The organism is Stenotrophomonas sp. (genome assembly GCF_032103445.1).
Classification (GTDB): Bacteria; Pseudomonadota; Gammaproteobacteria; order Xanthomonadales; family Xanthomonadaceae; genus Stenotrophomonas.
This window is the reverse complement of record NZ_DAMDFR010000030.1, coordinates 1-24,510: the sequence shown is the minus strand read 5'-3', so window position 1 is coordinate 24,510 and position 24,510 is coordinate 1. Positions and strand designations below refer to the sequence as shown.

Here is a 24,510-nt window from a genome sequence, read left to right as displayed (position 1 = left end):
CCGGCTGCGTCTACCTGACCTGCAACCAGATCACCGTCAACGCCCCGATCCAGCACACCAGCACGAACCACGCCAGCACCGCATTCGCCCGCAACCCACGCTTGCGCACGATCAGGCTCACCACCAGCGCCGCCATCAACGGCACCAGGAACAATGCAGCCATCCAGAGCCAGGGATGCTGTGGCATCACCCCTCCTGCAAGGTGCGCTGCGCGGCACAGGCCCGCGCGATGGCATCGCTGTGCGCAGCGTCAGCGTCGCCGGCATCACAACCACTGAGCGCAGCGCGCCGCTGGTCAATCTCGCGCTGGCCGTCCGCCATGCCTTCGCGCAGGGCGCGGGTGGCCGCCTGCGCCAGGGTTCGCTGCGGCGGGGTGACCTCCAACTGCTGCAGCCGCTGGCGCAGATCCACCTCGCCGGGTTGCGCCGGTGCGAACGACAGCAACGCCTCCAGCTGTGCAAAGAACAGCGCCGAATGCCGGGCCATATCTGCAGGCAAGGGCTGCGGCCAGTCGCCGAGCGTGGCCGGCGGTGGCGCAATGGCCAGGTGTCGGGACAACGGCTGTATCTTGAAGCCCCGCTGCAGCGTCTGCTGGACCCGGGCGCTATCGGTGTCTAACCCCTGCACCCAGCCACTGACGCTGACCAGCGTGGTATCGGCATGGATCACGTCGACGATGCCCACCGGCACCGCACCTTGCCAGCCCGGGCCCACCACCAGGTAGTCACCGGCCTGATTTCCGGTGCTGCGGCTGCTGATCTGTGCCGGCACCGACGCCTGCAGGTCGGTCAACTGCAGCAGGTAGGTACGCTCGGCCGGCAACGCCGGCACCCGCACCACCATCGGCTCAGCCCGCAGATCCAGGCTCGCCGCCACCGTAGAGCCGGGCTCTGCCCGGCTGCCGTTCGCGGGAACCATCACCCAATGCAACACATTCAAAGGCCCCTGATACGCCGCACCGCCGCGATCAATGTTCCGCGCATGCACCACCGCATAGCGCGCCAGCAGCGGCACACCCGCCACATAAAGCTCCCGTGCCAGCGCCCGACGCCCGGGCAGCTCGGAAGCACCGGCCAACGCGTCATCGGCACTCGGTGTGGTCGCCCGTGCAATCGACGCCGGACGGCACCCCGGCAGACCGGCCAGGGCGGTGGCGGCCAGCGCCATTGCAAAGGCGGTGCGCTTCAGTCGTGGCATGGTCGCATTCCTTGACCCGATCAAAGCGTCACAATGCGCAGGGCGAGCGGCACGAACAAGCGGAGTTACACCGAGGAGCCACCAGTAAAACTACCGAGACCGGGGTCGTACAACGCCATCGTCCTGGGCACGTAACACGTCCCGTAGGTACCACGCCCTGCGTGGTACTGAACACGGACGCGCGCCGTGCAGCCACGCAGGGCGTGGCTCTACGGTTGGTCTGCCACCCATGCGTCCACCGCCTGGGTCACCACCGTCATCGGCATCGCCCCATTGCCCAGAACCAGGTCATGGAACCGGCGGATGTCAAAGCGCTCGCCCAGTTGCTGTTTCGCCTGCTCACGCAGTTCCAACAGGCGCAGGTGCCCCATCTTGTACGACGACGCCTGCCCGGGTTGGACCAGATAGCGGTTCACCTCGACAGTCACCTCGGACTCGGTCATGCCGGTCTTCTCCTGCATGTAGGCAATGGCCTTATCCCGTGTCCAGCGCTTGCGGTGCAGACCGGTGTCCAGCACCAGCCGCACCGAGCGGAACATCTCCGCCTGCAGGCGCCCCAGGTCACCTGCCGGGTCGTCCTTGTAGACGCCAGCCTCGGCCATCAGCTGTTCCGCATACAACGCCCAGCCTTCACTGAAGGCGCTGGGATTCAAGCTGCGACGCAGCATCGGCAGGTGCTCCAACGTCTGCCCGATGGCGATCTGGAAGTGATGCCCCGGCGCGCCTTCGTGATAGGTGAGGGTGGGCACGCTCCAGCGCGTGTTGGCCTTCATATCCCCCAGGTTGATGAAGAACGTGCCCGGGCGTGAACCGTCCATCGCCGGCGGATAGTAGTACCCTCCGGGCGAGGTGGCCTGCATGTGCGCTGGCACCGGCTGCACCAACAGCTTCTGTGACGGCAGCAGGCCGAAATAGTCCGGCAGGATCGGGTCCAGCGCACGCAGGCGCTTTTCGATGTCGGCCAGCACTTCAGCGCGGCCGGCATCGCTGTCGGCATAGGTGTAGCGCGGGTCGGCAGCCAGCTGCTGCACGCGTTCGGCCACGCTGCCGTCTTCCAGGCCCAGCTGGCGCAGCCGTTCGTCCATCGCCGTTTCCAGGCGGGCCACTTCATTCAAGCCGATCTGATGGATGGCATCGGCTCCCAGATCGGTGCTGGTGTACCAGCGCAGCGCGGCGTCGTAGTAGGCATCGCCCTGCGGGCGCGACCACATGCCGGTGTTGCCCGGGTGGGTGGCCAACAGCGCTTCGCTGCGCTCAAGCAGGCGCTGGTAGCCGGGGTTCACCGACGTGCTTACGGCGGCGATGGCCTGCGCCACCAGCGCGGCGCGTTCCGCCGGCTTGATCGTGGGTACCTTTTCAAGCTTGCGCCGGAACGAGGTCACCCACAGGCTGTCCTTGGGGGTCGGTTCCAGCAGCGTGCGGAACTGGCTCGCCGCGCCCTCCAGTGCGACTTCCGGGGGCACCACGCCGTGTTCGGCCTGCAGGTCGGCGTTGGCCAGCACCTGGTCCAGCTTCGGGCCGAGTGCGTTCAAGCGGGCGATGTAATGCTCCGCGCTGGTAAGATCGGTAACCGCGTGCTGGTTGTCGAAGAACTGCGGCAGGTTCACCGGCAGGCTGAACAACTGGTCGATGGCATAGGTGCTGCCGCCCACCGGCAGCCATGCCGCGCTCCACGGCACCGCCATCAGGTCGATCTGTGATTGATAGAACCAGCGCGCCAGGCCGTCGCTGAGCTGCTGCTGCGCATCCAGCGGCGGGCCTTTCCAGGCCTTCAGCGCGGCCAGATTGTCGGCCAGCATCTGCCGGTTGATCGCGCGCCGTTCCAGCGACACGTCGGTGAGCTGGTCGGAGGTGTCACCTGCTGGTCCGCCATTGAGCCCCAGCAGGGTGCGCAGCTCCGGGTCGGCGTTGATCGCCGCCATGGTCTGCGCGTCCAGCAGAGTGTTGTAGGCGCTGGCCTCTTCGGCGGCGGTGGCGGCCGCGGGTTCGGCCTGGGCCAGGGCGACGGCGGGCGGCAGGGCGGTGCACAGGGCAAGGCATAAGGCGAGGGCGGACGGACGTGGCTTCACGGGCGGCGTTCCGAGCGGGCAGGTGGTTTGCAGCGTACCGCATGGTGGGGTGAAACGTTGACACGCTGGGTGTTTCACAACGGTGTGTCCGCCGGCCGGTCGGACACGTCCGTTCTATCCTGCGTTACGCCGCAGACGGCATGGGCGGAATGGGATCCGCATGCACGTCCACGTAATGCACGTGGCGCACCTCACCGGTAGGTCCATCCGGAATCACCGAACGAACGCGTCGCGGCGGCCCCACCAGGGTGACCTTGATCTGGCCCGGCCCACCTTCAACCCGAACACGCGAGCCCACCGTGATGCCCACATGGGTCATCCATGCCCCATGCAGCAGCAGGAACGGCGCGGGCTTGTGCGGAAGGTGCGGCGGGCGCAGCACGCTGTTGCAGCACTTGCAGCGTTCGGCCTTGGGTGTGGTGTCATCGTTATCAACATCGTTGTTGCGCATACACAGTCTCCATTGTTCTGGAAGACCTCTCGCCGTTGCGACGAGAGGGGTCGGGAGGTAAGTAGCCGTCCACAAGCACACGGTGTGGCGTATTCCCCAAAAAAGGGTGTTGTATTAACCACCCTCCCGACTCGGGATGCGCGAACATTATGGCTTGTGGAAGGGCTACTAAACCCGACGCAGACAGTGCGCCTTCTGCAATCGCATTGAAACAGGCAAAAGCGACGTGTTTTGCGGAGAACCCTGCGCGACAAGGGTGCTGTCGCGTCTGGCTTACCAGAACCGGGAAGCCTGTTCCAGAATGGAAGAAATCAATTGAAGAAACGCGGTTGTTGGATGGACGGCTGTACGCGAAATGTGCGTCGCCGGGCAACACCCCGGCGAACAGCGCGATCGTCCTGCGCACGTAACAATTCCGTAGGTACCACGCCCTGCGTGGTACCCGCGCAAAGCGCGGCACAAGCATCCGAAGACATCCGAATCCCCAGGCCTGCGCCTATCCGACGTTTAGCAATCAACGAAGCCGCGTGTCAGGGGTTCATGACCGCGGAACGAAGAGCAGCCACGCAGGGCGTGGCTCTACGTGCCCACTCCATGATGGATGACGAACAGGCCATCCGGGTCATAGCGCCGCTTCGCCTTCAGCAGCCTCGGATAATTGGGCCCCCAGAACGCCTGCTGCCAATCGCGCTGGAAGAAATCGCACTCCGACACGTAGGTTGGCGCAGCAGGCAAAACAGCGCGTAACGCCTCATACGACGCCTGCACCCGCTGAGCTCCGCGTTCGGCCCTCTTCTCATTCACCACACCACCACTGCCGGCATAAGCTGGATCACCGGCATTGCCAATCAACGCCAACGCAAACGCATCCAGCACCGCCGGATGCATCGCGGTGTTTCGTGTTGCATCCAACGCCTCCTTGGGTGCGCCGAACAGCCCCTTGTTGCAGTGCAGTTCCACCGGCATGTGCGCGGCCGCAGCACAAATCGCCTTGGCCGCCGAATCACGCTCTGCATCGTCCAGCAGCTTCGACGGCATCCACGCCGACGCGTAGCCATGCAGGTACCACCCCACCTGACCCTGATCGCCTTTCCACAGCATATGGATCGGCGGTGAGCCGGCACGGGTATCGCGGGCGATGAACTGCGGCGCGTACTTGCGGAAGAACGCCGCGTCCCACATGTGCTCGGCGGGCAGGGCAGACACCTGCAGTGGCTCAACAATGGAATACGCAGCGTTCTCACCCAGCCACGCCATGAACGGAGCCCAGGCTTCCTTGGCCTCGCGCTCGTTGATGCCCTGGAACACCATCGACACCTGGAGGCAGCGCTCATCATCGAACCGCAATTGCTCGCCCCAATGCGGATTGCACAGCGCATCGCGATAGAAGCGCAGGCTGTGCGCCACCAGTGCCTGCCAGCTGGCCTCGTCGGCGGCCTGCACCTTCAGCGAGACACCGCCGAAGAAGTCGGGCAGCGCGTGGGTGCGCAGGGTGATGCGGGTGACCACGCCGAAGCTGCCGCCGCAGCCACCTTTCAAGGCCCAGAACAGATCCGGGTCCTGGTGAGCGTTTACCACGCGGAGTTGGCCGTCGGCGGTGACTAGCTCGGCCTCGAGCAGACTGACCGCAGCGGTGCCGTGCGCCTTGGAGAAACTGCCGAAGCCGCCGCCTGTGACCAGCCCCGTTACCCCGACGGTAGTGCAGCCGCCGCCCTGCACGTAGCGCCCGGCCCGGGTGGTGACCGCATCGTAGGCGTGGATCCACATCGCGCCTACGCCGAGGCTGACCGCCGGTAGCGCGGCAGTCCCACCGGGTGCACCTGCCGGTAGGAACGCTTCGTGCAGGTCCACCTGCTTCATCGCCCGGGTCCAGATCAACAGGGAGTCAGGGGCGCTGGAGGTGCCGTGGTAGCTGTGGCCGCCGCCTTTCACTACCAGCCGCAGCCGGTGTTCGCGGGCGAAGTTCACCGCAGCGACGACGTCGGCGCTGTTGCGTGCGGCGACCACGCGTGCGCTGGGTTGCGACAGCCACGCGCCGTGGTAGCCGCTGGTCTGGGTGAGCGCTGGCTGGTCGCCGATGTAGAAGGGGTTTTTGATCTGCGCCAATGCTTCGGCGCGGGTGGCTTCGTCGGCGAGGAAGGGGGAGATCGGGGTGGAGAGCTGGCCGCCGACTTGTTCGGAGAGAGCATCCCATTGGGCCTGGCTGGGCCAGCTTGCATCGCCTGGGCGCACCGTGGCGCGGGCGGGGAGGGCGTTGGACGCCATCGCGTTGGAGAGGGGCAACAGGGACAGGCCCAGGCCTGCTTTCAGACAATCGCGACGATCCATGGCGCTGCTCCGGCTGAGAGGGGATCAGCATCGCATGCCGGGCGGTCCTGTGGACGCGCATGGCGCGTCCGTGCGGTGGGTCGGTGGTTCAGCCGGGCAAGCCCGGCTCTACGGTGGTGGGTCGGTGATGGTGGGTCGTTACAATCCGGGGCAATGTCTCCCTTCCTGTTCTGCATCGTGGTGTTCGCCGGCCTGCTGCATGCCAGCTGGAACGCCATCGTCAAGCGCGGCAGCGACACGCTGCTGACCACCCTGCTGGTGACCGGGTCGGCGGCTGTGATCTCGGCGGCGTTGCTGCCGTTCGTTCCGGCGCTGGATCCGCGCAGCTGGCCCTGGCTGGCGGCCTCCACGGTGCTGCAGGCGGGCTACTACGTGCTGGTGGCGCGGACGTATCGGGTCACCGACATGAGTGCGTCCTACCCGGTGATGCGTGGGTTGGCCCCGCTGCTGGTGGCGGTGGTGGGTGCGCAGTGGCTGGGTGAATGCTTGCCTGCGTTGGCCTGGGGCGGTATCGGGCTGGTGTGCCTGGGGATTCTGAGCATGACCCACGGGGTGCAGCGTCGGCATCTGGCGCTGCCGTTGATCAACGCGATGGTGATTGCCACGTACACGCTGGTGGATGCCACCGGAGCGCGCTTGTCCGGGTCTGCGCCGGCTTATACCCTGTGGCTGTTCCTGTTGTCGGGCTTGCCGTTGCCGGTGTGGGCGCTGTGTACGCGGGCCAGGCAACTGCGTGTGTATGCGCGCGACAACTGGGGCTATGGGGTAGTTGGGGGTGTTGGGACGCTGGTGTCGTATGGACTGGCGCTGTGGGCGATGACGCTGGCTCCGGTGGCGATGGTGTCTGCGCTGCGCGAGACCTCAATTCTGTTTGGGGTGTTGATCTCGGCGTGGTTGCTGCGCGAGCGGGTGACCCGGCGGCGGTGGGTGGCGGCCGGGTTGATTGTGGCGGGAGCGGTGGTGTTGCGGGTGGCGTGATGTTTTCGCCGCGGCGAACGGCGCAATCTCCCTGTGCACTGAAATTCACCCGTAGGTACCACGCCCTGCGTGGTACACGCGGGCAGCGCGGCTCAGGTGTCCGCACGTCGGAGCGGAGGGCAGCCACGCAGGGCGTGGCTCTACGCGTGTAAGTTGATGCCCTGTAGAACCCAGCAGGCGGCGGTGAAGCGCACGCGGTCGCTGAGTATGAAGGGCGCGAAGGCGGCTTCCAGGGTGTCCAGGATGCGCTCGCGTTCTGCTGCGTCCAGCGTTTTGCTGCGCAGCGCGGTGCCTACCGGCCCCAGCAGTGAGATATAGGTGCGCAGGTCGGTGCGCGCAATCTCACACGGCACGTCCAGCGGCGTGATCGCCACCTCGCTCCAACCCGCCGACTCCAGAATGCCCCGCACCTTGTCCGCGTCCGCGAACGCAAACTGCCCGGGACCGTCCGGTACGCGCGGCGGCAACGGCAGCAACGGGGCGGCTGCCCGCTCTGCGGTGGTCATGAACGGATTGTCGGCGGCGCTACGCCAGACCACGGCGTGCAGTGTGCCGCCTTGCCGGGTGGTGTCGCGAAGGCGGGTGAACGCCTGCACCGGGTTGTCGAAGAACATCACCCCGAAGCGCGACACGACGTGGTCGATGGAACCGGGGGGCAGTGGGGGCTGGCCGGCATCGGTGGCGATGAAGTCCACCGGCAGCCCGGCGTCGGCAGCGCGCTGGCGTGCGACTTCGATCATCGGGGCGGAGAGGTCTATGCCGGTGGCGTGGCCGCCGGGGCCGAGACGTCGCGCGAGGGTGAGGGTGGTGTCCCCGGTGCCGCAGCCGACGTCCAGTACCCGCCAGTTGGCGTTCAATGGCACGGTCTGCGCCAGGTGCGTGGCGAAGCCGATGAACATTTCATCGAGGATGCGTTGCGCGGTGACCCAGGCATGGCCAGCGGGGCCGTTCCAGAGGTCAGCCTGGGTGGGGGTGTTGGCCATGCGCGTGATCCGGTTGGGGGTTGGCGGCCACGTTACGGCCTGAACCATGGTCGAGGTCAAGCGCCCATCCATTCCACCAGCAGCTTCACATTCAACACCACAATCACCCCGGCAATCAGCCACGCCAGCGTCAACAGCCAGCGCGGGGCCACCAGCGCGCCCATCTTGGCCTTGTTGCCGACGAACATCACCAGCGGTATCACCGCGAACGGAAGCTGCATCGACAGCACCACCTGACTGAGCACCAGCAGTTTGGCCGTGCCTTGCTCGCCATACAGCGCGGTCACCGCCACTACCGGCACGATGGCAATTCCGCGCGTCAGCAGCCGCCGCATCCACGGTGCCATGCGCAGGCGGAGGAAACCCTCCATCACGATCTGCCCGGCCAAGGTGGCGGTCACGGTGGAATTGATGCCGGAAGCCAGCAGCGCCACCGCGAACAAGGTGGAGGCCAGTCCTACACCCAGCATGGGGGCCAGCAGCTCGTAGGCCTGCTCGATCTCCTGCACATCGGTCCGCCCGTTGGCATGGAACACGGCCGCAGCCAGGATCAGGATCGAGGCGTTGATGAACAACGCCAGCATCAGCGCCAGCGTGCTGTCGGTCACCGCCCAGCGCAATGCGGCACGGCGGCCGGTGTCGGTGCGCTGGTAGGCGCGGGTCTGCACGATGGACGAATGCAGGTAGAGGTTATGCGGCATCACGGTGGCCCCGATGATGCCGATGGCCAGGTACAAGGCGTGCGGGTTGGTGACCACCTCGGCGCGCGGAATGAAGCCGGCCAGCACGTCGTGCACGGGCGGGGCGGCGAGCACGATCTGTACCGCGAAGCAGCCGAAGATCACCAGCAGCAGGGCGATGACGAAAGCCTCCAGTGCACGGAAGCCGCGATGCATAAGCCACAGCACCAGGACCACGTCGATGGCGGTAATGATCGCGCCGACCACCAGCGGAATGCCGAACAGCAGCTTCAGCGCGATGGCGGTGCCGATCACCTCGGCCAGATCGCAGGCGATGATCGCCACTTCGCACAACAGCCACAGGCACAGATTGACCGGCTTGCTGAAGTGGTCGCGGCAGGCCTGGGCGAGATCGCGCCCGGTGGCGATGCCGAGGCGGGCGGACAGCCCCTGCAGCACGATGGCCATCAGGTTGGAGACCAGGATGACCGACAGCAGCAGGTAGCCGAACTGCGCGCCGCCGGCGATGTCGGTGGCCCAGTTGCCCGGGTCCATGTAACCCACCGAGACCATGTAGCCCGGGCCGAGGAAGGCGAGCAGGCGGAACCACCAGTGGCCGCCCTGGGGCACGGCGACGCTGGCGTTCATTTCGCCGAGGCTGGGGGAGGTGGCTGAGGGGGGTGGGGGTGGGTTCATGGCCCGAATATAGCAGGGGCTATGTTATGTAGGTTGTGCAAATTGTGTCGCCAAGAGCGCAGCCACGCAGGGCGTGGCTCTACGGGTTGTTCGGTTGTTTGTTGCCGGTGCGGGCGGCACGGGTTGTGGGGTTGTTTGTTATCGATGCACGCGGCGCATGCCATGGGTGGCCGGCAACTGCTGCTTCATCGCGTCCACAAACGCCCGCAGCCGGCTGGGCATCTGTCGGCTGGAGGGGAACACCAGGTACACCGGCAGTGCAGGTGCTTCCCAGCCGGGCACCAGTTGCACCAGCCTTCCTTCGCGCAGATCTGCCTCCACCAGCCACGACGACACCACCGCCGCGCCCAGGCCGGCCACCGCGGCCTGCCGGGCCACGAACAGATTGCCGGTGAGCAGCCGCGGCTGGATGTCCACCCGCAGCGCAGGGCCTTGGTCGGCCGGAAGCAGGGTGAGGTGTTCGCGGTAGTACTTGGTCAGCGCGATCCACGGCAGGGTCGGCAACCGGTCCGGATCCGCCGGATCGCCATCGCCCACCACAGACGGGGCCGCAATCACGATGCGCGGCACGTCAGCCAGATGCACCGCCACCAGCTGCGGCTCGGTTACCGGCCCGACCCGGATCGCACAATCAATCGCGTCGGCAATGAAGTTCGGCGGCTCGTCGTCCAGCATCCATTCCACCGACACCTTGGGGTAGCGGGCCAGGAACTGCAGCATCGGCTCCAGCAGCTGGGCCTGGCCGAACGCATGCGGCACCACCACGCGCAGGCGACCCTGGGGCTCATCGGCCTCGCCGCGCAGGTCGGCCTGGATGGCATCCCATTCCTCGACCAGGCTGCGCGCATGCGCATAGCAGCGTTGGCCGTCCTCGGTGAGCATCATCTGATGGGTGGAGCGCTGCAGCAGGTGCAGCCCGAACAGCCGCTCCAGCGCCTGCAGGCGGCGGCTGATGGTGGGCTGGGTGGTGCCGAGCTGGGCGGCGGCGGCCGACAGGCTGCCGGTGTCGACGATGCGCACGAAGGTGCGCAGCAGGTCGATCCGGTCCGCGCCGGCGGCGCTGGCAGGGGTGCTCATACAACCTTCGTATGACGGATATGTACCCAAGCCTACTACACGGCCCGGAGAATGAAGCGGATCCTAGCCGCCATCTTCCTCCCCCAGGAGTGGCTCATGTCCACAACGCATATCAACGCGGCGGTACGCCCCGCGCACGGTCTACCGACCCGGCTGATTGTCTCGCTGGCAGCCGGGGCCGGCTTTTCGGTCGCGTCCATCTACTACAGCCAACCGATGCTGGGCGTCATCAGCGGCGGGCTGGGCAGCAGCGAGCAGGCCACCGGCATGGTGCCGACGCTGACCCAGCTGGGCTATGCACTCGGCATTCTGCTGCTGGCCCCGCTGGGCGACCGCTTCGATCGGCGGCGCCTGATTCTGGTGAAGTCGCTGGTGTTGGCGGCGGCACTGACCTTCGCGGCGGTGTCCGGCAACCTGTCGACGCTGCTGCTGGCCAGCCTGCTGGTCGGGCTGATGGCGACCGTGGCGCAGGACGTGGTGCCGGCCGCCGCCGTGCTGGCCCCGGAGGCGCACCGCGGGGCGGTGGTGGGCAAGGTGATGACCGGCCTGCTGCTGGGCATTCTGTTGTCGCGGGTGGCCAGTGGGCTGGTTGCCGAGTGGCTGGGCTGGCGCGCGATGTTCGGGCTGGCGGCGGGCTCGGTGGTGCTGATGGCATTGGCGCTGGCACGTGAGCTGCCGCATATGGCACCGACCACGAAGCTGGCGTACCCGGCGTTGCTGCGCTCGCTGTATGGCCTGTGGAAGGGCCAGCCGCAGCTGCGTCGTGCGGTGTATGCGCAGGGCTTGCTGGCGGTGGGCTTCAGTGCGTTCTGGTCGACCCTGGCGGTGATGCTGCATACCCGCTATGGATTGGGCAGTGCGGTGGCAGGTACGTTTGGTATTGCCGGTGCGGCCGGTGCGTTGGCGGCGCCGCTGGCGGGGCGCTGGGCGGACAAGCTCGGCAGCCATGCGGTGGCGCGGATTGCGATTCTGATCGCGCTGGGTGGGTTTGGGTTGTTGTTGCTTGACCCGCTGCTGCCGAGTGTGGCGATTCTGCCGCTGCTGGCGGTGAGCGCGGTGGTGTTTGATTTCGGGTTCCAGTCGGCGCTGGTTTCGCACCAGACCCTGGTTTATGGGTTGGCACCGGAGGCGCGTAGTCGGTTGAATGCGCTGTTGTTTACGGGTGTGTTTCTGGGCATGGCCAGTGGTGGGGCGTTGGGCGCGGTGGCGTTGGCGCAGTGGGGGTGGATGGGGGTGGCCGGGTTGGCCGTGGTGGCGGCGGTGGCGAGTTTGTTGCAGCGGTTGCGTTGAGCATGCATGACCGTAGAGCCGGGCTTGCCCGGCTGCGGTGATTGTCCACGCGAAGAGCAGCCGGGCAAGCCCGGCTCTACGAGATGGTCGCACGCGGAAAGTTGTCCGGTAGCGCCGGCCGTTGGCCGGCCCACGCGATGCGTCGATCAGGCGTCGCCGTCACCGCCGGCATCATCCAGACTGATGATCCCGCGCTTCAACGCCAGCGTCACCGCGTGGGTCCTATCCCGCGCGCCCAGCTTTTCCATGATGTTCTTCATGTGCGCTTTCACGGTCTGCTCGGAAATGCGCATCTGCTCGCCGATGGCCTTGTTCGAGCGACCGGCCGCCACATGACCGAGCACTTCGGTCTCACGCGGTGACAGGCTGTCTTCCACCACATGCGCGGCAATGCTGGCGGCCAACGCTGCCGGCACACCGGCGCGGCGGCCGCTGTGCACGGTGCGGATGGTGTCCACCAGTTCATGCCGCAGCATGTCCTTGAGCAGGTAGCCACTGGCCCCGGCCTGCAGCGCCTTCACCGCACGCACGTCGCCGCGATAGGTGGTCAACACGATGATGCGGGCGCGCGGGTCGTGGTGGCGGATGCGGGTGATGGCTTCCACGCCGTCCACGCGCGGCAGCTGCAGGTCCATCAGCACCACGTCGGGGCGCAGGGCCAGATACTGCGACACCGCCTCTTCGCCGTCGCTGGCCTCGGCCAGCAGGCGCATGTCCGGCTGCAGCCCGAGCAGGGCGGCCAGACCGTCGCGCAGCAGCGGGTGGTCATCCACCACCAGAATGCCGATCGAGTCGGTGGCGTAGGGGGAAGAACCGGTCATGCAGTGTCTCCAGAAGCGGTGCGCCAGCGCCATGGACGGCGTGGCAGGTAGATGCGGTCGCGGGGCAGGAACAGTTCCATCTCGGTGCCGGCACCGGCGCGCGACCACAGGCGCAGGCGCGCGCCCAGGCGCTCGGCACGCTCGCGCATGCCCACCAGCCCCCAGCGGCCTTCGGGCAGTGTATCGGGCAGGCCGTCGCCGTCATCGCGGATGTGCAGACGCAGGCCGCGCCGGGTGTAGGCCAGCTCAATCTCGACGGCATCGGCGCGGGCGTGCTGCAGGGCATTGAGCAGCGCCTCGCGGCCGATCAGGTAGACCTCCTCGGCAACGTCCTGGCGCAGGCTGCGTGGCGTGCCTTCGACATTCAGTCGCAGCGCTGGGCTGTCCGTGCCTTCCGCGCGCTCGCCATACACCTGCACCAGCGCCGCACCCAGGTCCTGGTCGCCGGTGGAACCGTCGCGCAGCAGGCTGACCCGCTCGCGGCCCTCGGCGAGGACCTGTTCGGCCTGCTGCATCGCCGCCTCCAGTGCCTCGCGCACGGCCGGGTGTGCATGTTGGGAATGGCTCACCGCGTGCAGGCGCAGAATCAGCCCCTGCGTGCCCTGCAGCAGGGTGTCGTGCAGTTCGCGGGCGATGCGTTCGCGCTCGGCGTGGCGTTCCTTCAGACGTGCACGCACCAGCTGGGTCAGGCGGCGGCTGCGCAGGCGCACCGCCAGCACGATGGCAGCCAGCACCAGCAGCACGCATAGTGCCTTGAACCACACGGTCTGGTACCACATCGGCGCAATGCGGAAGGCGCGCTGCGCGGGATGCTCACTCCATACGCTGTCCTGGTTGGCCGCCATCACCTCGAAACGATACGGCCCCGGCGGCAGGTTGGTGAACAAGGCGCGGGTCAGCGTGCCGGCTTCCTGCCATTGCTCGTCCAAACCCAGCAGGCGATAGCGGTAACGGGTGCGCTCGGGTCGGGTGAGCGACACGGCGGTGTAATCGATCTGCAGCTGGGTGGTGCCGGCCGGCAGTACGTCGCCATCGCGCAGCGGGCGCTGCTGGTTGGTCCACGACACCTGGCTGATGCGCGGCTGCGGGGCAGGCGTTCGCGGCGCGGCGTGCAGGGTGTCCAGCCAGGCCAGCCCCTGGTTGGTGGCCAGCCACAGCAGCCCGTCCGGGGCCAGCACCGCACTCGGCACCGGCGAGGACTGCGCGGCAATGCCGGGCATGCCATCCACGGTATCGAACAGACGCGGGTCCACCGCACGGCCCTCCAGCGTGGCGGCAACGAGGGTGTCACCCTCGATCCGCACCAGCCCGCGCGCACCATTGAGCCAGTACTGCCCGTTGCGGTCCTCGACGATGCCGGTAATGCCTTCGAACAGGCCGGGCGTTGCGGTGCGTGCGGTGTAGAAGTAACCGTCGGGCCCGAGCAGGGCGAGACCGTTCTCGCCGGCCACCCATAGCCGCGTGCCGATCATCGCGATGGCGGAGATCGGACCCACCTCCAGACCCTGCGCCGCACCGTAGTGCCGCCAGGTTCCGTTTTCGAGTACCCGCAGATGGCCATCCGGGAAGCCCATCAACAGCTGTTGCTGAGGACCGCTGGACAGGCTGGAGCAGGCCCTCGCGGGCAAGCGTGCATCGGTCAGCCATTGGCCCTGCCGGTAGTGCACGATGCGGTCGGCTCCGTAGCAGAACCACGCCTCATCCGCGCTCAGTGCCACCATCGCGCGCAGGTCGCGTGCGGAGGCAGTGCCCGGGTGCAGGTCCGCGTTCGCACCCGCATGACGCAGGCGGACGAAGTCCGAACCCAGCAGCCAGAGTGGCTGGGAGGTGCGTGTGGCGGCCTGACGCCACGCGCTCATCGGAGTGACCAGCAGGTCGCGCTGCAGCGCCAGCGGTTGCAGGTCCTCGCCATACCCGTACAGGCTGTCGTCCTGCGCGCGATACAGCGTGCGCAGCGGATCGGCCGGACCGGGCAGGGGCAGGGCACGCACGTCGTGTTCGCGGAAGCGGTTCAGGCCCAGGTTGGTGCCCACCCAGAGATTTCGTTCGCGGTCTTCCAGCAGTGGGGAAGCCGTTGTCGAGGTCAGCCCCTGCGCGGCATCGAAGCGCTCCACGCGCGGCGATTGGCCGCGCTCAAAGCTGACCCGGAACACACCGCCATTGGCAATGAAGCTGCCCCACAGGCTGCCATCGCTGGCAAAGCGCAGGCGCGCGGCGCGCAGCTCCGGCAGTGCGCCGGCGCGCCGCTGCGCTTCCGGCAACAAGCCATTCCGGTCCGCCACCGGCATCACCCCGTGCTGGCGGTCACCCAGCCAGAGCTGCCCATCGGCACGCAGGGCGAGCACGGACAATCGGGATACCGGCAGGGGCAGCGGTTCGAAGCGGGTGGCGTGCGCCGGCAACCGCCACAGCTGGCCACCGGCCAGCAACCACAGCGTGCCCATGCGGTCGCGCAGCGCCCAGTGCGCGGGTACATCGCCAATGCCCATGGCGGCGGTCGGTGCCTGCCAGCGCGTGCCGTCGAACCAGCGCAGACCACCATCGGCAGCCGCCCACAGACGACCGCTGGCATCGCGTTCCAGCTTCGGCACCAGGCCCGGTGGAAGACCTTCGGCGGCCTGGTAATGGCGCAGCGTTCCATCGCGCGTCAACTGGCTGATGCCGGCGTTGTAATAGGCGATCCACAGTGTGCCGTCGTCATCGCGGCGCAGCGTGGTCATGTTGGAAGACGGGAAGCGCGCGCCGTCCGGTGCGTCCTGGCGGGTGAACTGGCGGCCATCGAAGCGGTACAGCCCCGAGCCGGTGGCCAGCAGCAGACCGCTCTGCGGGGTTTCGACCATGTCCCAGATGTCACCGGGTGCGCCCTGGCCGACCACCCATGCAGTGTGCTGGAACGCGTTCAATCCCTGGGCACCGGCCAGCGCTGGCAACAGGCACAGGCAGGCCAGCCAGATCAGCAGACGGAACGGAGCGCGGGGCGACATGCCGCCATTGTGTCAGGCAGGGGGCAGGCGCTGACTACCCTTTCGGGGCAGGCGCTGCGGGCAGCGGTGCGCTATCGATAGCGGACCCGAATGGAGCGCGGCGGTGCAACGACTCTTCGTGATGTTCCCCGACCGTGCCCCGGGCGTGGGCCTGGTGCTGCTGCGCGTGGGCCTGTGCGTGCCGCTGCTGCTGCAGTGGAATGCCCCGTGGACGCTGCGCAGCACCGCGTTGGCGGTGGTGATCGGGTTGCTGCTGCTGGGCTGGCTGACGCCGATGGCGGCGGTGCTGGCGGGTGTGCTGCTGGGAGCCGGGCCCGCCATGCAGTGGCCCTGGATTGCCGTGGCGCTGGCGTTGCTGCTGCTGGGCCCCGGCGCGTATTCACTGGATGGCGGCCGCTTTGGGCGACGCGTTCGGCAATGGGGTTCAACGCGTCGACGCGCACGCACTCCCCCGAAAGAGTAGCCGGCTCCACCGCCGAACGAGGGTAGGGTGCCGCACCCATCAAGGCGACGATGTCCGCCATGCATCACGCGGTGCGTTCACCGGGTGTAGCGCCCGCCGCGTGATTCCCTCGCCGCACTTCCAAGGACTTCCCATGACCACCGCCACCGCCGTTCCCGGCAGCACCCTGCTGTCGCCGACCAACCACGCGCTGATCCTGATCGACCACCAGTCGCAGATGGCCTTCGCCACCCATTCGATCGACATCGCCACGCTGCGTAACAACGTGGCGCTGATCGGCAAGGGGGCCGCCGGCTTCCAGGTGCCGGTGCTGCTGACCACGGTGGCCGAGGCCTCGTTCTCGGGCCCGCTGTTCCCGGAACTGACCCAGATCTTCCCGGGCCAGAAGGCCTTCGACCGCACCACCATGAACTGCTGGGAAGACGCGGCGGTGATCGATGAAGTGAACCGCATCGGCCGCACGCGCATCGTGCTCGGTGGGTTGTGGACCAGCGTGTGCATCGTGGGGCCGGCACTGTCGGCCCTGGAGCAGGGCTTCGAGGTGTACGTGATCACCGACGCCTGCGGCGATGTCACCGATGAAGCCCATGAGCGCGCGGTGACCCGCATGGTGCAGGCCGGCGCGGTGCCGGTGACCTCGGTGCAGTACCTGCTGGAACTGCAGCGTGACTGGGGCCGTGCCGAAACCTACGGCCTGACTACCGGCATCGCTCGCGACCATGCCGGCGGCTACGGCATCGGCATCCAGTACGCCAAGACCATGTTCGGCGCGCAGGAAGGCGGGCACTGAGCATGAGCACGGCCGCCGGGTTGGACGCAGCGCTGTTGCTGCTGCGTGTGGCCGCCGGCGGCTTCCTGCTGCCGCATGCGCTGGGCAAGTTGTTCGGCTGGTTTGGTGGACCCGGGTTGACCGGGTTCGCCGACGAGCTGCGCGGTTATGGCCTGCCGGCGGTTTCGCCGCTGCCGTTGTTGCTGGCGCTGCTGCAGGTGAGCTGCGGCGTGGCCGTGCTGCTGGGCTGGCAGACCCGCATTACCGCCGTTGTGGCGGCGCTGTTTCTGTTGTCCACCGCCGTGCTGGCCCGGCCCAAGGGCTGGTTCTGGATGCACGGCGGCATGGAATACCCCCTGTTCTGGTCGCTGGCGCTGCTGGCGATCGCCCTGGCCGGGCCCGGTGCCTGGTCGCTTCACGCGTTTGGCGAGGGAGCCCTGACATGAGCCATGACCCCGTCATGCCGAGCCGTCGCGATCTGCTGCTGGGAGCCGGTGCCGCACTGGCGCTGGGCATGACCGGTCGTGCGTTCGCCCAATCTTCGGAGAATTCCGTGAGCACCCTGCTGATCCGCAATGCCCGCATCACCACCCTGGACCCCACCACGCCGCAGGCCGACGCATTGGCCGTGCACGACGGACGCGTGTCTGCCGTCGGCGAGGAGGGGCAGGTGCGCGGCGCGCTGTCCCGCGCCGGCCTTGAGGCGGGCCGGGTGATCGACGCCGGCGGCCGCCGCCTGGTGCCCGGCTTGAATGACAGCCACACCCACCTGATCCGCGGCGGGCTGAACTACAACCTGGAACTGCGCTGGGACGGGCTGCGTTCGCTGGCTGACGCCATGGCCATGCTCAAGGCGCAGGTCGACGTGACGCCCGCTCCGCAATGGGTGCGTGTGGTCGGTGGCTTTACCGCCGAGCAGTTCACCGAGAAGCGCCTGCCCACCCTGGCCGAACTCAATGCACTGGCTCCGGACACACCGGTGTTCCTGCTGCATCTGTACGACCGCGCGCTGCTCAACGGCGCGGCGCTGCGCGCCTGTGGCTACGACCGCAACACCCCGGATCCGCCGGGCGGGCAGATCGTGCGCGACACTGCCGGCAACCCCACCGGACTGTTGCTCGCCAAGCCGAACGCGCTGATTCTGTACGCCACCCTGGCCAAAGGCCCGCGTCTGCCGATCGAGTACCAGGCCAATTCCACGCGTCACTTCATGCGCGAGCTGAACCGCCTCGGCATCACCTCGGTGATCGACGCCGGCGGTGGTTTCCAGAACTACCCCGAGGACTACCAGGTCATCGAACAGCTGCACCGCGACAACCAGCTCAGCGTGCGTATCGCCTACAACCTGTTCACCCAGAACAAGGGCGGCGAGGTGCAGGACTTCCAGCGCTGGAGCGAACTTCTGCAGCCGAGGCAGGGCGATGACCTGCTGCGCCACAACGGTGCCGGTGAAATGCTGGTGTTCTCGGCGGCGGACTTCGAGCTGTTCAACGAGCCGCGTCCCGAACTGCCGCCCGGCCTGGAGCCGGAGCTGCACGACGTGGTGCGGCTGCTGGTGGAAAAGCGCTGGCCGTTCCGCATCCATGCCACCTATGACGAAAGCATCACCCGCATTCTGGATGTGTACGAGCAGGTGAATCGCGAGGTGCCGTTCGACGGCCTGCACTGGTTCATCGACCACGCCGAAACGATTACCCCGCGCAACATCGAGCGCATCCGCGCGCTGGGCGGCGGTCTGGCGATCCAGCACCGCATGGCTTATCAGGGCGAGGCCTTCGTGCAGCGTTACGGGGCCGACGCCGCCCGCCACACTCCGCCGGTGCGGCGCATGTTGCAGGCCGGCGTGCCCGTGGGTGCCGGTACCGATGCCACCCGTGTGGCCAGTTACAACCCGTGGGTGGCGCTGTCCTGGCTGGTGACCGGGCGCACCGTCGGTGGTCTGTCGCTGTATGGCGAAGAGAACCTGCTGGAACGCGAAGAGGCGCTGCGGCTGTGGACCCAGGGCAGTGCCTGGTTCTCGGGTGACGAAGGCCGCAAGGGCACGCTGGGCGTTGGGCAGTTGGCCGACTTCTGCGTGCTGTCGTCGGATTACTTCGCGGTGGACGATGCCGCCATTGCCGATATCACCAGTGTGTTGACCGTGCTGGGCGGGCAGGTGGTGCATGGCGACGGCGAGTTTGGTCCGCTGGCTCCGGTGCTGCCACCAGCGATGCCGGACTGGTCACCGGTGAACCGCTTCGGTGGCTACCACGTCGGTGGCGCAGCAACCGGGCTGGTTGCCGCGCATGCGCATATGCATGCGCATGGTGCAGGCGGTTGCCGCACGCACACGCACAGCCATGCCGCCGCGCATGCGGTGCCCACATCAGAACCAAATGCGTTCTGGGGCGCGCTGGGTTGTTCGTGCTTCGCGTTCTAAGCCTGGCGCTGGCAGCAGTGACGGCGCCCGCGTTCACCCAGGATTGCGCCGACGCGGCGGGCGGCCAGTGCACGATGCTGGCCAACGGCACGCGCGTGCAGTGGGATGCTTCACTGCGCCTGCGCGGGATGTACTACGACCCCACGCGCTTCGGCGTGCAGGGGGGAGTGGAAGACGGCTACGGACTGCTGCGCGCGCTGGGCTCGGTGCAGGTGACGCACGGTGAGTGGCAGGGCTACGCGCAGTTCGGTGTGCATGGCGAACAAGGCCGTGCCGGCGGGCCGGGCGGTACCGACCAGGGCGCGCTGGACCTGCAGCAGGGCTATGTGCGCTGGCAGGGTGAGGCGTTCGGCGTGCAGATTGGCCGGCAGGAGATTCCGTATGGAAGCTCGCGCATTCTGTCGGTGCGCGACGGCCCCAACATCCGTCTGGCCTTTGATGGCGTGCGCGGGCGCTGGCAGCACGCGCGCTGGCAGGTGGATGCGCTGGCGCTGCGCCCGGTCGACAACCGGCCAGGTGCGTTCGATGACCGCAGCGATGAAGGGCAGTATCTGGTGGGATCGTATGCCACGCGGCGCGGTGCCTCTGCCCGCAATGGCGTGGATCTGTACCTGCTCGGCTACGGCCGCGACGGTGCGCGCTTTGCCAGTGCCAGCGGCGATGAGCGGCGCACCACGTTGGGCACCCGGTTATTCGCACGCCAGCCGCGCTGGGATGCCAATGTGGAACTTGTGCTGCAGGACGGCACGCTGTCCCGCCCGCAGGGCTCGCTGGATATCCGTGCGTGGACCGTGGCCAGCGACATCGGGCTGCGCTTCCCGGAGGTGCGCCTGCAGCCCCGGCTGGGGATCAAGGCCGATATCGCCAGTGGCGATGCGAACCCCAGTGATGGCCGCCTGCAGACCTTCAACGCGCTGTACCCGAAGGCGGCGTACTTCAGCGAGGCCAGCCTGCTGGCACCGGCCAACCTGATGGACGTGCAGCCCACGCTCACCCTGACCCCGCGCCCGGGCCTGACCACCGAGTTCGGCTGGCAGCTGGCCTGGAAGCACCGGCGCAACGACGCCATTTACACCACCCCCACACCCCTGAGTGCGATACCCGGCAGTGCCGGCGCCGCGCGGCGCATCGGCCAGCAGTTCAAGTGGGAAACCACCTGGAAGGCCAGCCCGCACTGGCAATGGCAGGGCCAGTTGGCCTGGTTCGAGGCCGGCCCCGGGCTGCGCCAGAGTGGTGGCCGCAACACCCTGTTTGCCTCGGTAGTAGGAGCATGGCAATGGTAGAGAAACAACACGCAGCGGCTGACGCTGCTCCCGCGGAAGGCGCATGGTCGCCGCTGAAGGTGAGGCTGTTCCGCGCCATGTGGCTGGCCATTCTGGGCAGCAATGTCGGCACCTGGATCAACGACGTCGCCGCTGCCTGGGTGATGGCCGAGCGCACCGGTTCGCCGCTGATGGTGGCGCTGGTGCAGTCCGCCACCACCGTGCCGGTGGTGCTGCTGGCGCTGGTCGCCGGCACTCTGGCCGATATCGTTGACCGCCGCCGCTACCTGCTGCTCACGCAGGGCTGGATGCTGCTGGTGGCGGGCACGCTGGCCGTGAGCAGCGGGTTGGGCCTGCTGACGCCGCCGCTGCTGGTGGTGCTGACCTTTGCCATGGGCTGTGGCGCGGCGATGGCCATGCCGGCACAGGCAGCGGTGGTGTCCGAGCTGGTGCCGCGGCCGATGCTGGCCTCGGCGGTTGCGCTGAACTCCATTGGCATCAACATCGCCCGTTCGCTGGGACCAGCCATCGGCGGCTTGATCGTGGCGCAGCTGGGCCCGGCGTGGGCGTTTGGTGCCAATGCGCTGAGTTTCAGCCTGATGCTATGGGTGCTGTGGGGCTGGAAGCGTGCACCGGAAGCGTCTGCGTTGCCGCCGGAAGGGTTTGGTGCCGGTTTGCGCGCCGGCCTGCGCTACGCCTTGCGCGCCGGCCGCCTGCAGGCGGTGCTGATCAAGTCGGCTGGCTTCTTCTTCTTTGCCAGTGCGGCCACCGCGCTGCTGCCGCTGGTGGTCCGTGGCGAACTGCAGGGTGGGGCAGGACTGTATGGATTCCTGCTGGGCTGCATCGGCGTGGGTGCCGTAGCCGGCGCGCTGCTGCTGCCGATTCTGCGCGCCAAGCTGGACCGCGACCTGCTGGTGCTGCTGGCCACGCTGGCGCTGGCGGTGAGCCTGTTGGGGCTGGCCTGGGTGCGCAGCACCGTGCTGCTGCCGTTGGCGATGCTGGTGAATGGCTTCGCCTGGATCACCGTGCTGTCTTCACTGCAGATCGCCGCGCAGACCGCCGTGCCGCCGTGGGTGCGGGCGCGCGCGCTGTCGCTCTACATCATGGTGTTCTCGCTCGGCATGGCCGCCGGCGGCCTGAGCTGGGGCAGCGTGGCCCAACGCAGTTCCATTCCGCTGGCGCTGACCATTGCGGCTATTGGCGCGGTTGTGGCGGGTCTGCTGGTGTGGCGCGTACGCATCGCCGGCACCGAAACCCTGGACCTGCGCCCGGCCGGCACCTGGCCTGCGCCGGAACTGGCGCAGCCGGTGTCGCATGATCGCGGCCCGGTGCTGGTGACGGTGGAGTACCGGATTGATGCCGCGGATCGGGCGGCGTTCCATGGGTTGATTGGGGAACTGGGTCGGATTCGTCGGCGCGATGGCGCGGTGGTGTGGGGTGTGGCGGAGGATGTGGCCACGCCGGGTATTCACTTGGAGTATTTCGTGACCAGTTCCTGGGTGGAGCACCTGCGCCAGCATGAGCGGGTGACCGCGGAGGACCGCGTGTATCAGGAGCGCATCCGCGAACTGCACCGGGGCGAACATGCGCCGGTGGTGCGACATTTCGTGGGCGGGGAAGGCGTGTTGAAGCACATGGGCCATCACCACCACCACGACCTCGGGTAGCGCCACGGTGACACGACCGCAAGGTTTACGAACGTCATGAACCCGTAGAGCCGGGCTTGCCCGGCTGCCTTTCGCGAAACATCGAAACGCAAGCCGCCATCACCATGGCACCGCCTTAACCCCCCAACCACTATCCTGCGGTGTCTTTTTGCAGGAGTACCCCCAATGCGGTGGATAGCACTACTGGCCGCCTTGACCATGCCCGTCGTGGCATGGCTCTCCCAAACCGGCCAGTTCGGCCCCACCAACGGAGCCATCTCCGACCGCTACCCCACACTTCTGGTCGCAGCCGGCTACGCATTCTCCATATGGGGCCTGATCTTCCTCCTGGACGTAGTCTTCGGCCTCTACCAACTGCGCCGCCGCACCCCCGACTTCAACGCCCGCGTGCGCGGCTGGGCCACCGTCGGCTTCGCTCTCACCGCTGCCTGGATGCCGGTGTTCTCGCAGCAGGCGTTCCTGCCAGCGCTGGCCATCATCTGGGCCGCGCTGGCCTGCATGGCCGTCGCCGCCGTGCGCGCCGCACCGCTCAACGCCAGTGCCGGGCAGCGGGCATTCGCGGCTTACCCGCTGGCGCTGCACGCCGGCTGGCTGAGCATGGCCGCGTTCCTCAACACCGCCCAGGTGATCGTCGCCTATGGCTGGCTGGATACCGCCAACATGCTGCCGTGGAGCCTGGTGCTGCTGGCCTTGGCCACGTTGCTGGCGTGGTGCATGAACCTGTTGCTGCGCGGGCACTACGCGTATCCGGCCGCCGTCATCTGGGCGCTGGTGGGCGTGTATGTGAAGCAGTCCGGCTGGCGCTTGCCCGGTGCCGACACCGTGGCCGTGCTGTCGCTGGCGGTCGCCGCGCTGCTGCTGGTGCAGACCCTGCTGCTGCGCGCACGTGCGTGGCGTGCGCCGCGTGTCGCGGTGGTGGCCGAGCATCGTTATCGGCGCTGATTCCGCTTGGAACAGACGAAACCCAATACCAAGACTCGTTGCTTACGTAAGGAGCCGCTGATGCGCGCCGCACTTCATGACACATTTGGTGACCCGACCCAGGTTCTGCACGCAGGCGAGGTCGCGCTGCCTGAGCCCGGCGCAGGTGAGGTGCGCATCCGCACCGTGCTCGCCCCGATCCATAACCATGACCTGTGGACTGTGCGCGGACAGTATGGGTACAAGCCGGAGCTTCCTGCTGTAGGTGGCAGCGAGGGAACTGGGGTGATCGATGCGCTGGGCGAGGACGTCACTGGCCTGCAAATTGGCCAACGCGTGAGCGCAGCCTCCGTACATGGGAGTTGGGCCGAAGCCTTCATCGCTCCGGCTCGCATGGTCATTCCCATGCCGGACAGCATTGATGATGAGACTGCGGCGCAGTTGATTGCCATGCCTCTCAGTGCCTTGATGCTGCTGGAGTTCCTGCAGGTCGAGCGCGGCCAGTGGATCGTGCAGAACGCGGCCAATGGTGCCGTGGGCAAGGCGCTGGCAATGCTGGCACGAGCGCGCGGGGTGAATTGTCTGAATCTGGTGCGGCGCGATGATGGCGTGGCTGAGATGCAGGCGCTGGGGATCGAGCATACCTATTCCACGGCGCAGGCTGACTGGCTGGACAACGTGAAAGCAGCGCTGGGCGAGGGCGGGGCAGCAGCTGCCGTGGACTCGGTCGGTGGTAAGGCCAGCGGTGAGCTGGTCAGCCTGCTGGGCGAAGGAGGCACCCTGGTGTCGTTCGGCTCGATGACCGGCGAGCCGATGCAGATCGGTTCGGGCGATGTGATCTTCAAGCAGGCCACGATCAAGGGGTTCTGGGGCAGCAAGGTGAGTCAGGACATGGCTCCGGAGAACAAGCGCCGGTTGGTGGGCGAGCTGTTGAAGTTGGCGGCCGAGGGTGGATTGAGCCTGCCGGTGGATGCGGTGTTCGGGCTGGACCAGGTGGCTCAAGCGGCAAAGGCCAGCCTGCAGCCCGGTCGTAACGGCAAGGTGCTGCTGCGCCCGTAATTTTTCCTAACGTAGAGCCACGCCCTGCGTGGCTTCGACCCACCCCGGATCGCGCAGCCACGCAGGGCGTGGCTCTACGATTCAGGAATATCCACGGGCCGCGTCAATCCGGAGGTGGTAGGCCCCAGAGGGGTAGAATCGGTCGCAAGACGACTGCAGTGAAGCCTTCAACGCCCGGTAACGCATGACCCCGGAACAACGCCCCAGCCGCCGAACCCGACATCAAAGGTTACGGCATTCCCTGCGTGCCGCCTCGATCATTGCCTTACTGCACTTCTCCAATCCCACGATGCAGGTTCCCGAGGACAGCTGCCGGTTCTCCGAATCGGTCACGGCGTAGGGGTAATCCCCCCACTTCTAGCTGTCGCCAAAAGTGGAACTAGGCCGCCAATGCCA

20 protein-coding genes are annotated in these 24,510 nt (G+C 67.3%); 10 read left to right on the top strand and 10 right to left on the bottom strand.

What is annotated here, in order from left to right:
* Positions 1 to 10: 10 nt before the first annotated feature.
* The 5 genes from RT551_RS12220 to RT551_RS12200 all read right to left on the bottom strand — a co-directional run bounded on the left by RT551_RS12220 (position 11) and on the right by RT551_RS12200 (position 6,045).
* Complete coding sequence (locus RT551_RS12220) at positions 11 to 187, bottom strand: hypothetical protein (protein ID WP_185750265.1); 177 nt, start codon at positions 185 to 187, stop codon at positions 11 to 13.
* Complete coding sequence (locus RT551_RS12215) at positions 187 to 1,197, bottom strand: DUF1254 domain-containing protein (protein WP_313459015.1); 1,011 nt, start codon at positions 1,195 to 1,197, stop codon at positions 187 to 189. The genes RT551_RS12220 and RT551_RS12215 overlap by 1 nt, the downstream gene beginning before the upstream one ends.
* Positions 1,198 to 1,406: 209 nt before the next feature.
* Positions 1,407 to 3,266: a DUF885 domain-containing protein gene (locus RT551_RS12210; RefSeq protein WP_313459012.1), complete on the bottom strand. Its 1,860-nt coding sequence runs from the start codon at positions 3,264 to 3,266 to the stop codon at positions 1,407 to 1,409.
* Positions 3,267 to 3,390: 124 nt separating this feature from the next.
* A complete protein-coding gene (locus RT551_RS12205) occupies positions 3,391 to 3,717 on the bottom strand; it encodes a hypothetical protein (protein WP_313459010.1) in 327 nt (108 codons plus the stop codon).
* Positions 3,718 to 4,296: 579 nt separating this feature from the next.
* Positions 4,297 to 6,045, bottom strand: a complete 1,749-nt coding sequence (locus tag RT551_RS12200; protein WP_313459007.1) for an FAD-binding oxidoreductase — start codon at positions 6,043 to 6,045, stop codon at positions 4,297 to 4,299.
* A gap of 153 nt (positions 6,046 to 6,198) precedes the next feature.
* Here RT551_RS12200 and RT551_RS12195 point away from each other — a divergent pair, with 153 nt between their 5' ends.
* Positions 6,199 to 7,023: a DMT family transporter gene (locus tag RT551_RS12195; RefSeq protein WP_313459005.1), complete on the top strand. Its 825-nt coding sequence runs from the start codon at positions 6,199 to 6,201 to the stop codon at positions 7,021 to 7,023.
* Positions 7,024 to 7,163: 140 nt separating this feature from the next.
* Here RT551_RS12195 and RT551_RS12190 read toward each other — a convergent pair whose 3' ends face one another.
* The 3 genes from RT551_RS12190 to RT551_RS12180 all read right to left on the bottom strand — a co-directional run bounded on the left by RT551_RS12190 (position 7,164) and on the right by RT551_RS12180 (position 10,459).
* A complete protein-coding gene (locus RT551_RS12190) occupies positions 7,164 to 8,006 on the bottom strand; it encodes a methyltransferase domain-containing protein (protein WP_313459002.1) in 843 nt (280 codons plus the stop codon).
* A gap of 56 nt (positions 8,007 to 8,062) precedes the next feature.
* Positions 8,063 to 9,382: an Nramp family divalent metal transporter gene (locus RT551_RS12185; protein WP_313458999.1), complete on the bottom strand. Its 1,320-nt coding sequence runs from the start codon at positions 9,380 to 9,382 to the stop codon at positions 8,063 to 8,065.
* 138 nt (positions 9,383 to 9,520) lie between these two features.
* Positions 9,521 to 10,459, bottom strand: a complete 939-nt coding sequence (locus RT551_RS12180) for a LysR substrate-binding domain-containing protein (protein ID WP_313458997.1) — start codon at positions 10,457 to 10,459, stop codon at positions 9,521 to 9,523.
* Between the two features lie 96 nt (positions 10,460 to 10,555).
* Here RT551_RS12180 and RT551_RS12175 point away from each other — a divergent pair, with 96 nt between their 5' ends.
* Entirely contained in the window at positions 10,556 to 11,749 is a 1,194-nt protein-coding gene (locus RT551_RS12175; protein WP_313458995.1) for an MFS transporter, read from the top strand.
* Between the two features lie 146 nt (positions 11,750 to 11,895).
* Here the strand turns inward: RT551_RS12175 and RT551_RS12170 are convergent, their stop codons facing one another.
* Together RT551_RS12170 and RT551_RS12165 are read right to left on the bottom strand one after the other, a co-directional pair.
* Positions 11,896 to 12,570, bottom strand: a complete 675-nt coding sequence (locus RT551_RS12170) for a response regulator transcription factor (RefSeq protein ID WP_313458992.1) — start codon at positions 12,568 to 12,570, stop codon at positions 11,896 to 11,898.
* Entirely contained in the window at positions 12,567 to 15,554 is a 2,988-nt protein-coding gene (locus RT551_RS12165) for a triple tyrosine motif-containing protein (protein ID WP_313458989.1), read from the bottom strand. Before RT551_RS12165 ends, RT551_RS12170 begins: the two co-directional genes overlap by 4 nt.
* 103 nt (positions 15,555 to 15,657) lie before the next feature.
* On the opposite strand from RT551_RS12165, the gene RT551_RS12160 reads away from it, so the two are divergent.
* The 8 genes from RT551_RS12160 (at position 15,658) to RT551_RS12125 (ending at position 24,114) form a co-directional block, all read left to right on the top strand.
* On the top strand, positions 15,658 to 16,017 hold the full coding sequence (locus RT551_RS12160) for a hypothetical protein (RefSeq protein ID WP_313458987.1): 360 nt from the start codon (positions 15,658 to 15,660) through the stop codon (positions 16,015 to 16,017).
* Between the two features lie 133 nt (positions 16,018 to 16,150).
* Positions 16,151 to 16,807, top strand: a complete 657-nt coding sequence (locus RT551_RS12155; RefSeq protein ID WP_313458984.1) for a hydrolase — start codon at positions 16,151 to 16,153, stop codon at positions 16,805 to 16,807.
* Positions 16,808 to 16,809: 2 nt separating this feature from the next.
* The gene (locus RT551_RS12150; protein ID WP_311191515.1) at positions 16,810 to 17,232 is read left to right on the top strand and encodes a DoxX family protein; all 423 of its coding nucleotides are present in this window, start codon (positions 16,810 to 16,812) and stop codon (positions 17,230 to 17,232) included.
* A gap of 107 nt (positions 17,233 to 17,339) precedes the next feature.
* Positions 17,340 to 19,205: an amidohydrolase gene (locus RT551_RS12145; protein WP_313459074.1), complete on the top strand. Its 1,866-nt coding sequence runs from the start codon at positions 17,340 to 17,342 to the stop codon at positions 19,203 to 19,205.
* Between the two features lie 17 nt (positions 19,206 to 19,222).
* Complete coding sequence (locus RT551_RS12140) at positions 19,223 to 20,488, top strand: alginate export family protein (RefSeq protein ID WP_313458981.1); 1,266 nt, start codon at positions 19,223 to 19,225, stop codon at positions 20,486 to 20,488.
* Positions 20,482 to 22,134 carry an MFS transporter gene (locus RT551_RS12135; RefSeq protein ID WP_313458978.1) on the top strand — a complete coding sequence of 551 codons (1,653 nt, stop codon included), beginning with the start codon at positions 20,482 to 20,484 and terminating at the stop codon, positions 22,132 to 22,134. Before RT551_RS12140 ends, RT551_RS12135 begins: the two co-directional genes overlap by 7 nt.
* A gap of 165 nt (positions 22,135 to 22,299) precedes the next feature.
* Entirely contained in the window at positions 22,300 to 23,076 is a 777-nt protein-coding gene (locus RT551_RS12130) for a hypothetical protein (RefSeq protein WP_313458976.1), read from the top strand.
* A gap of 60 nt (positions 23,077 to 23,136) precedes the next feature.
* Positions 23,137 to 24,114 carry a zinc-binding dehydrogenase gene (locus RT551_RS12125; protein WP_313458973.1) on the top strand — a complete coding sequence of 326 codons (978 nt, stop codon included), beginning with the start codon at positions 23,137 to 23,139 and terminating at the stop codon, positions 24,112 to 24,114.
* The last annotated feature ends 396 nt before the right edge of the window (positions 24,115 to 24,510 follow it).